Genomic DNA, 15085 nt, shown 5'->3' on the forward strand with positions numbered 1-15085 from the left:
GCTTGATTTAATTTTATAAAAATAGTATTCTTCTGTCCCTTTCGACAGAACAAAATAACGTTCGGAGAAGCTAATGGCTCGTATTGCAGGAGTGAACATACCTGATCACAAACATGTGGTAATTGCTTTAACAGCTATATATGGTATTGGTAAAACCACATCTTTAAAATTATGTAAGACAGTTGATATTGATCCTTCAGCTAAAGTTTCGCAATTATCAGATGCTCAGTTAGAGTCATTAAGAATTGAAATTGCAAAAATTACTGTAGAAGGTGATTTGCGTCGTGTTGTTACAATGAACATTAAACGACTGATGGACCTTGGCTGTTATAGAGGCTTAAGGCATAGAAGAGGATTACCCTTACGCGGACAACGTACGAAAACTAATGCTCGTACTAGAAAAGGCCGTAGAAAAGGCACTAGTAATTGATTTTTCATGTAGGAAAATAAGATGGCAATAACTAAGTCAAAACAGCAAAAAGTACGAAAAAAGGCAAAACGTGTTGTATCAGATGGTATAGTTCATGTTCATGCATCTTTCAATAATACAATTGTTACCTTTACTGATAGACAAGGTAATGCATTATGTTGGGCAACATCTGGTGGATCCGGTTTTAGGGGCTCTAGAAAAAGTACGCCTTATGCTGCACAGGTTGCAACAGAACGTGCTGCAGTTGTTGCTAAAGAATATGGTATGAAATCTGTAGCAGTATTTGTTCATGGTCCTGGTCCTGGTAGAGAGTCCACTATTCGTGAATTAATATCCCAGGATTTTAAAATTGTTGAAATCACCGATGTAACTGGCATACCCCATAATGGTTGTAAGCCACCTAAAAAACGTCGTGTATAAGACTCAGGAGTAATTAATGGCTAGATATCTTGGTCCAAAGTGTAAATTATCACGACGTGAAGGTTGTGATTTATTACTAAAAAGTGGCGTACGTGATCATAAATCCAAGTGTAAATCTGAAAAGTTACCTGGACAACATGGTGATAAAAAACCACGTTTGAATGGCTACGGAATTCAGCTTAGAGAAAAACAAAAAATCAGACGATTGTATGGTGTTCTTGAAAAGCAATTCCGCAATTATTATAAAATGGCTGCTCGTCAAAAGGGTTCTACTGGTGAGAATCTGATGTCTTTGTTGGAAAGACGTCTTGATAATGTTGTATATCGTATGGGTTTTGCTAGTACGCGTGCAGAAGCTAGACAACTAGTAACTCATAAGGCAATACTGGTTAATGATAAAATAGTTAACGTACCTTCATTTTTAGTAAATCCTGGCGATGTTATCACTGTTCGTCAAAGAGCTAAAAGTCAGGGTCGAGTTCAGGCTGCTTTGGCTTTATCTGAACAACGAGCTCCTTGTGATTGGATTACTGTAGATTCTACTGCGTTTAAAGGTACTTTCTCTACAGCACCAACGTTAACTGACTTATCTTCAGACTACAACGTAAATCTTGTTGTAGAACTTTACTCTAAGTAAGCTCGGAGAAATAGCTGAATGTATACTGAAATCAATGAAATGCTAACGCCTAAAGTGCTTAAGGTACAGGCTGAGTCACCTTATAAAGCTAGAATTGTTCTAGAGCCTTTGGAGAGAGGTTTTGGTCACACCCTCGGCAATGCGTTGAGACGTATATTATTGTCATCTATGCCTGGAAGTGCCATTACTGAAGCCTCAATTGACGGTGTTCTACATGAATACAGTACAATTGAGGGTGTTCAAGAAGATGTGGTTGATTTGTTGCTTAACCTGAAACTGGTTGCTATCAAATTAACAGTGGGAGAGGAAGTTTATCTTACATTGAATAAACAAGGTCCTTGCCAGGTTACTGCTGGTGATATTCAACTGACACACGGTCAGGAAATTATTAATCCTGAGCTTGTGCTTGCCAATTTGAATGAAAAGGGCAAATTGAATATGACCCTGAAGGTTGAACGTGGGATAGGTTTTCATAATACTGATTCCTTTGTTAGTCACCTCGATGATGAGATTGAAAAGAAATCAGTTGGTAAGTTAAAAATTGATAATAGTTTCTCTCCAGTAAAGAAAGTTGCCTATTTTGTTGATAGCGCACGTGTCGAAAATCGTACAGATCTTGACAAGTTAACAATAGAATTAGAAACAAATGGTACAATTGACGCGGAAGAAGCAATCCGTATATCAGCTAGCATTCTTCAAAGACAACTTCATTCATTTGTCGATATGAAGTTTGAAGAGTCCCGATCTGATAATAAAGAACGCAATGATTTCGACCCTGTATTATTACGTTCTGTTGATGATTTAGAGTTAACTGTTCGTTCTGCAAATTGTTTAAAAGCAGAAAACATTCATTACATTGGCGATTTAGTTCAAAGAACTGAAAATGAGTTGTTAAAGACACCTAATCTTGGTAAGAAATCACTTACCGAAATTAAGGATGTTTTAGCTTCTCGCTCTTTATCGCTGGGAATGAAACTTGAGAATTGGCCGCCAGCAAGTCTTGGCGAGTAATATTTAGGAGTCTTTGTTATGCGTCACCGTAATTCGGGCCGTAGTTTTAGCCGTACAAGTAGCCATCGTAAAGCCATGTTTTCAAACATGTGCTGTTCTTTAATTGAGCATGAGTTGATTAAAACAACTTTACCAAAAGCAAAAGACTTACGTCGTTACATTGAACCTTTAATTACTGTTAGTAAGGCTGATTCAGTAGCATCTCGTCGACATGCTTTTGATATTTTACGTTCTAAAGTTGCAGTGGGTAAACTGTTTAACGATTTAGGTCCACGTTTTGTCGAAAGACCAGGTGGTTATGTACGTATAATCAAATGTGGTTTTAGAGAAGGTGATAATGCCCCAATGGCTATTGTAGAGTTGTTAGATAGACCAATGGCTGATGCTGAAGCAGATGAATAAGATCTACTAGAGCTTCGGGAACCCGCTTTTAGCGGGTTTTTTTTTGTTTATTGTAACGCCATCATAATATGCCTTGTTTTTTCCATTGTGCTACCAGACTAACTGATATTGACAGGGAGAATGTATTTTAATGGTTAAATTTCATATTGAATTTATACCACTAAATATTCCGTAACAGTATATTCCATTTTCGAGGCAGGTATCTCTTGAATTGCAGATTGCTCATTACTAAATTGGCGCAGACTCTCATCCATAAGTTTTACTCTGTCATTTTGAAATGGAACAATCCCAAATTGTGCTCCTATGGAAAAAGCTTATTCTCTTCTCAATTGTGCACAATAAATTAATCTACTATTAGTAGATATGTTTCAATTTTTTTAGGATTAATTGATAATCTTCGGCAAATAAGTCAAATTCTAAGATCTTTTGGCAATGAGGTTTTATATTATTTTGAATTTTGATTTTACTCTGCGACTTGAATGTATCGTTTGGATAAGTTGAACTATCTGTCTTTGCTGATATTTTAAATGAGTATCTTAGCTTCTCCTGATGTTTTGGTGAAGCTAAGAACCACGACGCAGGCTTACTTGCTATTTGATGTGGGTATGAGCTGTTGTTTATCTGAAACATCATCCACAAAATGCTCACCATGGCTTGGCTTAAAGAATTGAGGTGCTTGCCCAGTAGCCATACGATAGAATCCAACACCGCTAACTAACAGAGCAATAATTCGAGCACAATCTCTCATAAAACGCTGCCATAAGGGATCACGGTGCTCTTTTATTTTATCCTGAGTGTCCAGCAGCTTACTCTTAAATGAAGCCAATTGCTCAGTAGGCAATTTGTTAGTATCTTCCAGGCAGTCGATAAGATCTTTAACTGCATTTTTCTTTGTATTGAACAATTCGCTCTTATCTTTGGATTTATTAAGCCGATTAAAATATTCATTAGTTCTTTTTAAGAGCGTATCAATTGTTACAATGGCAGCTCTTTCTTCACTACTGCGGTAGGCGTTTAATTCTTTTCTTAAGAGAGCATTCTCACTATCTTTGGAGCTGTCGGCAACAAATGAAATTATCGGCGTTGAAATCACTTGTTTTTGCAGTTCTAATTCATGCTCGAGTTTTACTATCTTAGCCTCTGCAATTCTAAGCGCCTCTGCTTTAACTTCAAGCTCCTTGAAAATAGATTCAAAATTACTCTGAGCAACCCTTAAAGACTCTTGCTCTTTAGCTATATTCTTATCTAGTAATTCCAAATTCCTTTTCTGTTCTTCAACCAGTGTTTTAAGGTCGACTATATCGCGTTCAGATTGAGTTAAAGGTTCTTTTAGAAGCGAATTCCGTTTGTTGGCCTCTGATAAATTAAGTTCTAGCTGGTCTAATTTCAGGGTCAACTCCAGTATCGATTCATTTGCTTCTTGCAGTTTAACTCCTTCTCTATGTAATTGTGCTGTAAGACTCGATATCTGTTCTTCAAATGTAGTGATTTGCTGACTAAGATCTTTATTCGTCAGTTCAGTTTGAGTCAATTTTTGACTGGTTGAATCATTTATGCTTTTTATTATTTCAAGTTGCTCTTCTTTGTCACTAATGGCCTGCACTAAAGTTTGATTTAATTCCGTTTGCTTTTGAAGACGTTGATGCTCTAGTTTAAGCTGTTCAGTTATTTTCTGAAGCTCCTCTTTTAACTCTGCTAGTTGAGTTTGTAACTTCTCATGCACACTTGTGGATTGTTCCAGTTGATGTTGTGTATCTATTTGTAGTCTTTGTGTTGATTCCAATTCCAGTGATTTCTGATGCAGTTCCTTTTGGGTGATACCCAATCTTTGCTCCATTTGTTCAACACGGGCAAACTTAAGGATAGATGAATAAAAGCTGCTGTCGAGTTCTTCTGGTTTCTGTTCCAGCGCATCAGGCATTTTACTTAATATTCTGCTGCCATTAGTGAGGAGTATTAATTGTTGCTGTTTTATGATGTGAAATAGATGTTTCTTCAATGTATGAAAGGGAATCTCTCCTGTATTTGCTCCTACAAGAGGTACCGCTCTTGACCAACGGTCTACCATCATTTTTTGATCACACCACGTCTCAAGACCAATAATTTGTTCCATTAGTAAATCAAGATCCGCAACTAATTTTTGTGTTCCCATGAGCCAAGAGATCGGGGTTTCTTCGGTAACGGTATGGCTGTTTGGATCTATCTGATGTGCAAGAACTGCTTCTGCATCAAGTGATAGTTTATACGCCATAGATAAAAGAGACTGCTGATGCTGTAGCATGGTTAATGTTAAATCCCTGCTTATAGCTTCCATAAAGGATGATGCTAATTTGGCAAGACTGGGATCTATCCCGGAAGTTGCTGAAGCGGCTTCTCTCAGAGTATCAAAAGTATTGGCAACGCAGTTTCTGCAATCCATTCGCTCTTCAATAGATAAATGATTTCTCAAATAGGTCTGAGTAACTGTATTGACCAAATAAGAGAGGGACTCTTGTACCAGGGAATGATTTTTTTCATCCATCAGAAGTCGTGAGATCATATGAGTTTGATCTGAGATGGATTGCGACAGATCATGCGGTTTAAAGGCATATTCAATATTTTCTTTAAGCCATTTAACCTGCTGTACCAAATTCAACTCGAAAAAGTTGGACAGTTCTAATTTGTTCGTCATCCAGAGTTTTACATGTTGAAGATTAAGAAATGTTTTTCCATCGCCATGCGCATCCAGATCGGTAATGGGTGTATTTCCTCTTTGGCGGAAATGGACCTGGCGTTGCGCCATATAACGACCCAATCCCGTATAGTTTCGGGTTGCAAGCCATTCAAAGGCAGGGTAGTTTTCCTGAATATTCTGATAGTTATTGAGGAGTTGTATGTTGCGATTTGTAGAATTCGCTGGAAGATATGCATTAGTTACAGCATCTAGTTCAGGATGTCCTAAATCAATTGCTGTATCCAATTGTACAGCATTAGGGAACATAAAATCGAGCCATCTTCTCAGTACGAGATCCTGAACACCCGAAAGATCCTTATTTTTAAATGTTTCAGGAACTGGATAACCATTATGATCGAATTGATTACCGTCACCAGTGCCATGACAACCGGGAATAATTTCATAGGGCATACCCAAGGGAATAATTGGTTTAAAACAATTTGAAGTTTCATGTTTTTGGACAAATTCGTGCTTTTGCACTACGAAATCAGGGAGTGTATAGAAACTTTCTTCCTGCCATCCAATTCGTACTACTTTACCTAAATTTCCACCAGGTACTGGATCCAGAACAAAGAGTTTGACTTGTAAGGCATTCAGTTTATTTAAGAGGTTAAGTTTGAGCTCTTGCTCATCATCCAGCTTTTCATTCGTGACTAATCCAGTTAATGCTTTACGTGTATAGCTGGGATCGTTGATTAGAGCTAGACCTGGAACACTTTTACTGTCACTTACAATGGTTGCAAAAGATCGGCGCTCCGATGGATTTTCTATTTTTAAGTCTTTTTCAAGAGCTTCACGGACTCGTGCAAGTTCATGAGTTAATACAATAGACTCAACTCCTCCACGGCTAAACCCGGAAATACTTAATTGGGTTTTACCTTCCGCAATAGCCCCAAGAGCTAACATGAGAGCTTTTGCTAATCTATCACCAACTTCATATCCAGGTGTATCTGCCCCATTAATCACATCAACTGAATTCGAATGATAGGCATGCGCATAATTGGGGGATTTGGCGAGGTGAGATTCAGGGAATTTTATTGTAGACTCTTGTTCACCGAGTAACAGGGTCATCAGCTGGGCAGTGTAAGAAAATGTTTCTCCACGTATATAGGATCTATTTGTACTGGGATCCGTTGGTCGGTCAACATAATTAACAGCAGTACCTAACAGGAATAAATGGTGTTCTTTTCCAGTCACATCACTTGGCTTTCGTAATGCGGTAATAAGTTCTTTGAAGTAGTATGTCATTAACTATGATCCTGATTTATACAAATACTGTTTGATAGTTTAATCTATTAAGCTTAAGAGAGTATTATCAAAATAACTCATAGTGCTGCTTTTATGTACTTAGTTTAATCTGTAAATACGCTGATTTATCTTGCAATATGACGTAGGGATTGTTGATGAATTTAAATTGATTCAGGAGTCTTACCGTTGTATCCAGGCAAGCGTCTTGTGAAGAACTCGTGATGGAAAGAGGCACTCTAACCCGCAACAGCTTTGTTACGGGTTAGGAGTTATATTAAAAAGGAATGTCATCATCTAATTCATCAAATGCATCTTGAGCTGCCTGAGCGGGCTGTTTATTGGCACTTGGGTATTGGGCTGGAGCTGATTGTTGTTGTGCCTGTGGCATATCTTCATAATTTGAGCCACTGCTGCCTTTACTGTCAAGCATTTGGATGTCAGAGGCAATAATTTCTGTCGTGTATCTGTCTTGTCCTTGTTGATCTTGCCATTTACGGGTACGCAAACTGCCTTCTACATAGAGTTTTGAACCTTTTCGAACGTATTCACCAGCTATTTCACCTAAACGATTAAAACAAACCACTCGGTGCCATTCTGTTCTGTCTTGTTTTTCACCCGTTGTTTTGTCTTTCCAGGATTCACTGGTAGCAACTGATAATGTGGTTACAGCATTTCCGTTTGGTAAATAACGAACATCAGGATCAACCCCTACATTACCAACCAAGATGACTTTGTTTATTCCTCTTGCCATTTTTTATCTCCTGTATGCGAAAGTTAGAGAGAAAGATTATACCTAAATTAAGAGGTATTGCGTAGCAACTGATTTAAATTAAACCTATTTGTTATCTATTGATGAGAGTATCAGTTCCGCAGTTCCAGGCTGGTACTCATCTTTATCGATGCGAACATAAATTACTTGTTCTTCTTTCGATATAGCAGCTTCTTTGATTCCTTTAACCTGTAACAGTTCTTTTATTAGGGAATCATTTGTGTCAATTTGAGACGAGTAATGCAATATCAGGGTAGAGACATAAACATTGGGTTTCATATAAATGGCTACACTCAGCCAGATAATACCGAGCAGGGCATTAATCATAAATATACCCTGACTGCTATGCCATTGGTATAAAACTCCAGCAAGTGAACCACCGACAAAAATTCCTAAAAATTGACTTGTAGAATAAATGCCCATAGCAGTACCTTTGCTGTTGGGATTTGCTTGTTTCGATATGAGTGATGGCAAGGTTGCTTCCAGGATATTAAACGCGATGAAATAAACAAACATCAACAGGCATAGGCTATACCAATCCTGGCAGGTCAGCGCCAGAAGAAATTGCGCGGCAGTTGAGAACAGAACTGACAGCACAAATACGGTTTTCATTAACTTTTTCTTTTCAGCCATGACAATAAAAGGAATCATGAGTACAAATGAGAATAACATTAGGGGTAAATAAAAATGCCACTGTTGGGTTAAATGTCCTTGTTTTATATGGTGGCTCAGTAAAATAGGTATAGCAAAAAATGTTGAAGTTAAAATAAAATGCTGGCAGAAAATACCCACATTCAGTCTTTGCAAATGTCGATTACTGATGACTGGTTTAAATAAAGAAAGATTTGCTTCACTATCTGCGTGAAAACATTCTTTTATTGGGTTGGGTATAACTACATGAAGTAAGATAATACCAAAAATTGCCAAAACCGCAGTGAGATAAAAGATTCCTGAAAGTCCAGAGTAATGTGACAGAGCGGGGCTGATAACCATAGCCAGACTAAAGGAAATACCAATAGTCATGCCAATTACGGCCATTCCTTTTGTTCGTTGTTCATCTGGCGTCAAATCAGCTAATAGAGCAATGAGCACACTACCTACCGCACCGGTTCCCTGAAGTGTTCTTGCGAGAATCATACCATATATAGAATCAGTCATGGCTCCAAGTACACTGCCCAGAGTAAATAGTAACAACCCGACAGTGATCATGGGCTTTCTGCCAATCTTGTCTGAAAGCATGCCAAAAGGCATTTGCAGTAAGCCCTGGGTCAATCCATAGCCACCTAATGCCAGGCCAATGAGTGTTGGTGTTGCGCCCTGAAGTTTCTCAGCATAAACAGAAAATACCGGTATAAGCAGGAATAATCCTAACATTCGGAACGAAAAAATGGCGGCAATTGGAAAAACTGTTTTTGACCAGGAATACTTCATTGATACGAGTAATTAATATAGTGGTGTGCAGATGGTACAAAGTTAAAGCTTTAGAAACAAGGTATTTTACTATTCCAATACGTATTAGGTCATTGACAGATTTTAAGATTCCCGGTAGTTTGGTGCCTTTTTATACTAGAGGATAACTCTATGAGTTCAGTATTTGCAGGAAAGGTGGCGTTAATTACTGGTGGAGCAAGGGGTATAGGGAAGGCGACAGCTCTAAAATTGGCTCAGGCAGGAAGTGATATCGCTATCGTTTACTATAATAGTTCCGATGAGGCTCAAGCTCTGGTTCAGGAAATACAGAATTTAGGGCGAAAAGCAGTCGCACTACAGGCCAATGTTGCGGATCACCAATCGGTTAAAGAACTGTTTGGCCAATTTAAAGAACATTTTAATCATCTTGATTTTCTCATCAGCAATGCCGCCAGCGGGGTATTAAAGCCAGCATTAAAGATGTCGACCAAACATTGGCGTTGGTGTATGGAAACCAATGCTTTAGCGTTAAATCATTTAGTGAGTGAAGGTCGTGAATTGATGCCTAAAAACAGCAGGGTTGTCGCTTTATCCAGTCTTGGTGCCTCCCGGGCAATACCCAATTACGCGTTTATTGGTGCATCCAAAGCAGCTCTCGAGGCGTTAGTCCGTTCATTAAGTTTGGAGCTGGCTGTTTTTGGCATTACGGTGAATACTGTTTCTGCCGGAGTTGTTGATACTGATGCATTAAAACATTTCCCTAACAGAGAACAGTTGCTTGACGAATATCAGTCTCATGCTCTTGCTGACAGACCATTGACTCCTCAAGATGTGGCTAATGCTGTGTATCTTCTGTGTTTACCTGAAGCGTCAATGATCAATGCTCATACCTTGTTTGTAGATGCGGGGTACAGCCAGGTTGGATAGAGCATCATTATATATAGATGAATAATGAACTTTTTATGATATAATTTCTAGCTTTGTGAACTTGGTTAGCACTGGGGAAGAATTATGAATGTAGCTGGCGTTTACCCTAAGGTTAGGGAAATTATTGCTGATGTATTAGTTATTGATGCTGAGGAAGTCTCTTTAAATAGTCGATTGATTACAGACTTGGGTGCAGAGTCCATTGATTTCCTTGATTTGGTTTTTCAATTGGAAAAAGAATTTAAAATTAAAATTCCTCGAGGACAACTGGAAAAAAATGCGCGTGGCGCACTGGCTGAAGATGAGTTTGAGAAAGGCGGTACATTGACACCGGCAGGACTTGAGGCATTAAAAAATTATTTAAGTGAAGTCCCTTCAGACCAATTTAAAGCAAATATGAAAGTTAATGAAATTCCCATGCTGTTTACAGTAGAAACATTTTGTAAATTGGTCGTAGCTGCAGTGGGTCAACAACAAAACGCGGAAACTGTTGCCTGATGCGTTTTTTATTCGTTGATAAAATTGTGCATATATCTCCCGGGGAATGGATTGGGGGGATTAAACACATCACTAGAGACGATGCCTATGTAACCCTTGATGAGCAAGGAAAAACGTGTTTTATTCCTTCATTAATCGGTGAAACTCTTGGGCAGTTAGCTGCCTGGAATGTCATGCAGCATAATGATTTTACCTTAAGGCCTGTTGCAGGTGTTGTTGCCAGTGCTCGCCTTCATCGCCCAGCGTATGTAGGCGAAACTCTGCTGCTTGAGTCTCATATAGATTCTCTGGATGACAGGGCAGTCCAATATCATAGTGTTGCGCGAGTAGGCGAAGAGCTTGTCTTTAGTATTGAAGGCGCTTTAGGTCCTTTACTACCGATGGCTGATTTTATTGATGCAGAGCTGATCAGACAGCAATTTACGGAAATATTTCATCCGGCAGACTGGGCAGAAGTGTGCAGTAAAAAATCAGCACTAGCCGGTGACGAACTGATTACTCATGGGCCGACCATAGCGCCTATGATGTTTGATCGGATCATTTCAAGTGAAGCGGGTATCAGTATTATAGCAGAAAAAAGAATTTCTTTGGCTGCCCCATATTTCCCCGATCATTTTCCTAAGAAACCTGTCTTACCTTTGACGGTCTTGTTGGAATGTAAATTAAATCTGGCCCGTGAATTTATTGCGCAAGCAAGACTTCCAATTAAATATCAAGTCAGTGAATTGCGTAAAATTAAAATGAGTGATTTTGTTCAGCCAGGTGATGTTGTGGTGTGTCATGTAAAAGTAAAGCAACAAACAGATGAAGAGATTATTCTGACTTATCGCAGTGAAGTAGATGGTAAGCGGGTATGTGTTGTGGATGTAGTGCTTATACCTAAAGGTTGATAACATGAATAAAAGACGAGTTGCAATAACAGGGTTGGGTGCAGTTTCACCTATAGGGCATGATGTTCATTCCACCTGGAACAATTTGATTGCCGGGCAATCTGGAATAGATGAAATCAAGCAGTTCGATGCCAGCGCTTTTCCAACCTATATCGCTGCAGAAGTGAAAAATTTCACTCCCAATCCATCTGTGAAGGGCAAACATACGCGTTTTGCAATGTCTTTTACTCATTATGCTTTGGAAGCAGCACGTCAGGCATTTGAAGATGCTGCTGTATTACCAACCCAGCAGAACTCTTCCCGATGGGGTGTTGTGACGGGTAGTGGTATGATGACTGCTGAGTTTGATTATCTGAAACGTTTTCAAAAAGTGTGTTCTGTGAACGGTGAGACGGATTGGGGTGCTCTACAAGCCCATTCCAGGGAATTTTATAAATTAACCGATTTTGGTAAAACTACTTCTAACTCGGGATTGTCGTTACTTATCCAGCATTTTGGTATCACGGGTTATGCCTCATCAGTACATACCGCTTGTGCCTCAGGTGGACAAGCTTTAGGTTTGGCCATGCAGGTTATTCGTCGTGGTGAAGCCGATTTTATGTTGGCAGGTGGATTTGATTCCATGATTAATCCATTAGGTCTCTCCAGTTTTTGTTTGTTGGGTGCTTTATCTACCTATAATGATACGCCTCATACCGCAAGCCGCCCGTTTGATGCGACTCGTAATGGTTTTGTTCTGGGTGAAGGCGCTGCTTTTTTAATACTCGAAGAATGGGAAAAAGCAAAGGCACGAGGTGCTCGTATTTATGCTGAATTAGCTGGCGAAGGTAATTCATTAAGTTCTTACCGAATTACGGATTCTCATCCAAACGGTGATGGCGCAATTCAGGCCATTGAGCGTGCTCTTAAAGATGCCGGGGTTCAAGCTCGTGATGTGGATTATATTAATGCCCATGGTACTTCGACCAAAATGAATGACCTAAGTGAAACCAATGCAATTAAGGCAGTATTTGGAGATCGAATTGCCAATTTACCAACGAGCTCTACCAAAAGCCAGACTGGCCATTTGATAGCGGCTGCAGGTGCTCTTGAAGCGGTGTTATCAGTAAAATCGATAGAACAGTCGCAAATTCCTAAAACGGCTAATTTAACTAACCCTGATCCGGAATGTGATTTGGATTATGTTACAGAAGGTCCTCGTGAAAAGTCTCTGGGTGTTGTTTTATCCAATTCTTTCGGATTTGGTGGTTCAAATAGTTGCTTGTTGTTCAAGCATCCTGAGTTTGAAGGAGCACGTAAATGAGCGATCTAAACAGAGTATTTATTACAGGACGAAGTGCTTTAACTGCTTCAGGAGATACTGCGGCGGATACCTGGCAGGCGATTCTTTCAGGTGATAGTGGAATAGATGAAATTAAATATTGGGATTTATCTCAATGGTCACATCGTCTGGGTGGTGAATTGAAGGATTTTCAACCGGCTAAAATGTTGCCCGATCGAAAATTGATTAAAGTCATCTCCCGTCAGGATGTTATGGGCATTAATGCTGCTGTGCAAGCGGTAGAACACAGTCAAATACTGAGTTATCGTGATTCTCTCGAGTCTGCTGAATTATTTAATGAGCAAACCGCCGTATATGTGGGCTCACCCGGAAATAAATACTTTCAACAATATGACTTTTTGCCTTTATTAGCTAAAACTCAAGATGACATGCAAAGCTTTGCAAAGCAGTTGTTTGATGAGGTACATCCTATGTGGTTGTTAAGGATATTACCAAATAATGTTCTCGCATATACTGGCATAACCTACGGTTTTAAAGGACCAAACCATAATGTTACGAACCATGCCGTCGGAGGCACGCAAGCCATATTAGAAGCTTATCATGCCATACGGAGTGGTCAGGCGGACAGAGCCGTAGTTGTTGCTTATGATATGGGGGTTGAACCACAATCTTTGTTTTATTATGAGAAATTGGGCGTAGTAAGTAATCGTCATTTAAAACCCTTTGATGATGAGCATGATGGAACGTTGCTTGCAGAAGGAGCCGCAGCGCTTGTTCTGGAAAGTGAAGCCAGTGTTCGTGCCCGCTCTGCAAAGTGTTACGGTGAAATTCTTGGTGGTCTATCTGCCAGTGAAGCTACGGGATTGTTTTCCATAGAGTCTGATGGACAACATTTGACGGCGTTAATGGAGCGAACACTGGAAACAGCGGAATTAGAACCGAAAAATATTGGATTAATCGTTGCTCATGGAAATGGTAATAGCAAATCAGATGATAGTGAAGCTCAATCAATTAGAACCGTATTTGCTGATCATCACGTCCCCGTAACTGCCTTTAAATGGTCTATGGGACACACCTTATGTGCTTCAGGTGTATTGGATGCGGTACTGACAACTTACGCCTTGGAAAATAGTTGTGCCCCAGGTATTGCCAATTTGGAGCGGGTTGCGTCCAGCTGTGAGGGATTAGCTTTAAGTACAGACCATCAAAAGTTACAAGCTAATTCATCAGCGCTGATGATCAATAGAGGTTTTGCCAGTATGAACGCCTGTTTGGTGATTAAATCCTGTGACTGAATTAGAACAACAAATCCAATCATTACCGATTAGTCTGGCTGGGAAATTTATATACAGATTTTTGCCATACAGAAAGCGATTAGTTTTGGCAAATATTAATCAGGTATATTCTAATCAAATCAGCGACGCTCAAAAAATACATTTAGCAAAAGCTTATTATTCACACATCGCCACATCACTAAAAGAAGCATTGCAATTGCGATTTATGAGTGAAAAGATGCTGCGTAATCAAGTGCAAGTCATTGGTCACGAAAAGATGTTGGCAGTAGTTGCTCAGCAAAAAGGAGTATTAGTTGTAACAGGACATTTTGGGAATTGGGAGTTTGCACCTTTAGGTGGGGTATTAAGTTTTAAAGAATTTCAAGGGCAATTTCATTTTATCAGGCGTACTCTAAGGTTTAAATTTATTGAGCGATTATTGTTTAAGAATTATTATAAAGTTGGTTTAAATGTTATCCCTAAAAAGAACTCCCTGGAGCAAGTCTGTGTAGCCCTGGAAAAAAATCATGCAGTAATTTTTGTTCTGGATCAACACGCATCTCTGGTTAACAGAGATGGTATCGCAGTAGAGTTTTTTGGTAAAAAAGCAGGAACTTATAGAAGTTTGGCCACGTTATCACGTCATACCGGTGTGCCAGTAATTCCAGCAGCAGGGTATCGTTTGCCTAATGGCAAGCATGTTCTGGAGTTTCATGATCCCATTCCCTGGGAAGATCATGATTCTACACAAGAAGCGCTTTATCAAAATACGTTGAAATATAATCAGGCTTTAGAAAAAATTATTTTGGCTCATCCTGATCAATGGAACTGGATGCACCGCCGCTGGAAACTCTCCTGAACGGGCGTCTTTGGCACATCTTGAACGAAAGGGGGTTTAAAAAAATGCTCATGTATCTGATGTACACTCCGCTTTTTTTAAACCCCCTTTCGTTCAACCTGTACTCAAATACGACCGTTCAGATCCAGGAATTTTTGGGGTGAATCAGTTCACAATGATTACAATCCGATTTTTTTATGTCCACTTTCTTTTAATATGTACTCAAATTCCTTCATTAAGTTCCGGGATTGTTTTGGCGCAGTTAAAAAGTGCTCACTTGGGTATAATGACCATTAATACTGTATGTTAGCTTAATAATAGTTTGAATTTTAGAGT

14 protein-coding genes are annotated in these 15085 nt (G+C 39.3%); 11 read left to right on the forward strand and 3 right to left on the reverse strand.

The genetic code is table 11. The annotated features are described in order from the left end of the window. Window positions 1-73: 73 nt before the first annotated feature. Genes rpsM through rplQ form a run of 5 tightly spaced genes read left to right on the forward strand, consistent with a single transcriptional unit; the run spans window position 74 to window position 2900 of the window. Window positions 74-430 carry a 30S ribosomal protein S13 gene (gene rpsM, locus Lqua_RS00140; RefSeq protein ID WP_028385524.1) on the forward strand — a complete coding sequence of 119 codons (357 nt, stop codon included), beginning with the start codon at window positions 74-76 and terminating at the stop codon, window positions 428-430. A gap of 21 nt (window positions 431-451) precedes the next feature. Then, window positions 452-850: a 30S ribosomal protein S11 gene (gene rpsK / locus Lqua_RS00145; RefSeq protein WP_028385523.1), complete on the forward strand. Its 399-nt coding sequence runs from the start codon at window positions 452-454 to the stop codon at window positions 848-850. A gap of 16 nt (window positions 851-866) precedes the next feature. Then, window positions 867-1487 carry a 30S ribosomal protein S4 gene (gene rpsD / locus Lqua_RS00150; protein WP_058472292.1) on the forward strand — a complete coding sequence of 207 codons (621 nt, stop codon included), beginning with the start codon at window positions 867-869 and terminating at the stop codon, window positions 1485-1487. A gap of 18 nt (window positions 1488-1505) precedes the next feature. Further along, window positions 1506-2498 (forward strand): DNA-directed RNA polymerase subunit alpha, encoded by a 993-nt coding sequence (locus Lqua_RS00155; protein ID WP_058472293.1) that lies wholly within the window; start codon window positions 1506-1508, stop codon window positions 2496-2498. Window positions 2499-2516: 18 nt separating this feature from the next. Then, window positions 2517-2900, forward strand: a complete 384-nt coding sequence (gene rplQ / locus Lqua_RS00160; protein WP_058472294.1) for a 50S ribosomal protein L17 — start codon at window positions 2517-2519, stop codon at window positions 2898-2900. Between the two features lie 583 nt (window positions 2901-3483). Here the strand turns inward: rplQ and Lqua_RS00165 are convergent. The 3 genes from Lqua_RS00165 to Lqua_RS00175 all read right to left on the reverse strand — a co-directional run bounded on the left by Lqua_RS00165 (window position 3484) and on the right by Lqua_RS00175 (window position 9061). Continuing rightward, window positions 3484-6861 carry a coiled-coil domain-containing protein gene (locus Lqua_RS00165; RefSeq protein WP_058472295.1) on the reverse strand — a complete coding sequence of 1126 codons (3378 nt, stop codon included), beginning with the start codon at window positions 6859-6861 and terminating at the stop codon, window positions 3484-3486. Between the two features lie 274 nt (window positions 6862-7135). Continuing rightward, a complete protein-coding gene (ssb, locus tag Lqua_RS00170; RefSeq protein ID WP_058472296.1) occupies window positions 7136-7612 on the reverse strand; it encodes a single-stranded DNA-binding protein in 477 nt (158 codons plus the stop codon). Window positions 7613-7696: 84 nt separating this feature from the next. Continuing rightward, on the reverse strand, window positions 7697-9061 hold the full coding sequence (locus Lqua_RS00175) for an MFS transporter (protein ID WP_058472297.1): 1365 nt from the start codon (window positions 9059-9061) through the stop codon (window positions 7697-7699). A gap of 150 nt (window positions 9062-9211) precedes the next feature. Between Lqua_RS00175 and fabL the strand changes: the two genes are divergently transcribed. From fabL to Lqua_RS00205, 6 genes are all read left to right on the forward strand, one after another. Further along, window positions 9212-9967: an enoyl-[acyl-carrier-protein] reductase FabL gene (gene fabL, locus Lqua_RS00180; RefSeq protein ID WP_058472298.1), complete on the forward strand. Its 756-nt coding sequence runs from the start codon at window positions 9212-9214 to the stop codon at window positions 9965-9967. Window positions 9968-10051: 84 nt separating this feature from the next. Further along, window positions 10052-10465 (forward strand): acyl carrier protein, encoded by a 414-nt coding sequence (locus tag Lqua_RS00185; protein ID WP_058472299.1) that lies wholly within the window; start codon window positions 10052-10054, stop codon window positions 10463-10465. Further along, window positions 10465-11355, forward strand: a complete 891-nt coding sequence (locus Lqua_RS00190; RefSeq protein WP_058472300.1) for an ApeI family dehydratase — start codon at window positions 10465-10467, stop codon at window positions 11353-11355. The genes Lqua_RS00185 and Lqua_RS00190 overlap by 1 nt, the downstream gene beginning before the upstream one ends. Window positions 11356-11359: 4 nt before the next feature. Continuing rightward, window positions 11360-12658 carry a beta-ketoacyl-[acyl-carrier-protein] synthase family protein gene (locus Lqua_RS00195; RefSeq protein ID WP_058472301.1) on the forward strand — a complete coding sequence of 433 codons (1299 nt, stop codon included), beginning with the start codon at window positions 11360-11362 and terminating at the stop codon, window positions 12656-12658. Continuing rightward, window positions 12655-13932: a beta-ketoacyl-[acyl-carrier-protein] synthase family protein gene (locus tag Lqua_RS00200; RefSeq protein ID WP_058472302.1), complete on the forward strand. Its 1278-nt coding sequence runs from the start codon at window positions 12655-12657 to the stop codon at window positions 13930-13932. The genes Lqua_RS00195 and Lqua_RS00200 overlap by 4 nt, the downstream gene beginning before the upstream one ends. Further along, window positions 13925-14770, forward strand: a complete 846-nt coding sequence (locus Lqua_RS00205) for a lysophospholipid acyltransferase family protein (protein WP_058472303.1) — start codon at window positions 13925-13927, stop codon at window positions 14768-14770. The genes Lqua_RS00200 and Lqua_RS00205 overlap by 8 nt, the downstream gene beginning before the upstream one ends. Window positions 14771-15085 lie beyond the last annotated feature (315 nt).

This window comes from Legionella quateirensis (assembly GCF_001467955.1).
GTDB classification, from domain to species: Bacteria; Pseudomonadota; Gammaproteobacteria; order Legionellales; family Legionellaceae; genus Legionella; species Legionella quateirensis.

Excerpts from the sequence above, each read along its gene's own strand:
- rpsM (WP_028385524.1), top strand. The coding sequence starts at position 74 with ATGGCTCGTATTGCAGGAGTGAACATACCTGATCACAAACATGTGGTA.
- rpsK (WP_028385523.1), top strand. The coding sequence starts at position 452 with ATGGCAATAACTAAGTCAAAACAGCAAAAAGTACGAAAAAAGGCAAAA.
- rpsD (WP_058472292.1), top strand. The coding sequence starts at position 867 with ATGGCTAGATATCTTGGTCCAAAGTGTAAATTATCACGACGTGAAGGT.
- Lqua_RS00155 (WP_058472293.1), top strand. The coding sequence starts at position 1,506 with ATGTATACTGAAATCAATGAAATGCTAACGCCTAAAGTGCTTAAGGTA.
- rplQ (WP_058472294.1), top strand. The coding sequence starts at position 2,517 with ATGCGTCACCGTAATTCGGGCCGTAGTTTTAGCCGTACAAGTAGCCAT.
- Lqua_RS00165 (WP_058472295.1), bottom strand. The coding sequence starts at position 6,861 with ATGACATACTACTTCAAAGAACTTATTACCGCATTACGAAAGCCAAGT.
- ssb (WP_058472296.1), bottom strand. The coding sequence starts at position 7,612 with ATGGCAAGAGGAATAAACAAAGTCATCTTGGTTGGTAATGTAGGGGTT.
- Lqua_RS00175 (WP_058472297.1), bottom strand. The coding sequence starts at position 9,061 with ATGAAGTATTCCTGGTCAAAAACAGTTTTTCCAATTGCCGCCATTTTT.
- fabL (WP_058472298.1), top strand. The coding sequence starts at position 9,212 with ATGAGTTCAGTATTTGCAGGAAAGGTGGCGTTAATTACTGGTGGAGCA.
- Lqua_RS00185 (WP_058472299.1), top strand. The coding sequence starts at position 10,052 with ATGAATGTAGCTGGCGTTTACCCTAAGGTTAGGGAAATTATTGCTGAT.
- Lqua_RS00190 (WP_058472300.1), top strand. The coding sequence starts at position 10,465 with ATGCGTTTTTTATTCGTTGATAAAATTGTGCATATATCTCCCGGGGAA.
- Lqua_RS00195 (WP_058472301.1), top strand. The coding sequence starts at position 11,360 with ATGAATAAAAGACGAGTTGCAATAACAGGGTTGGGTGCAGTTTCACCT.
- Lqua_RS00200 (WP_058472302.1), top strand. The coding sequence starts at position 12,655 with ATGAGCGATCTAAACAGAGTATTTATTACAGGACGAAGTGCTTTAACT.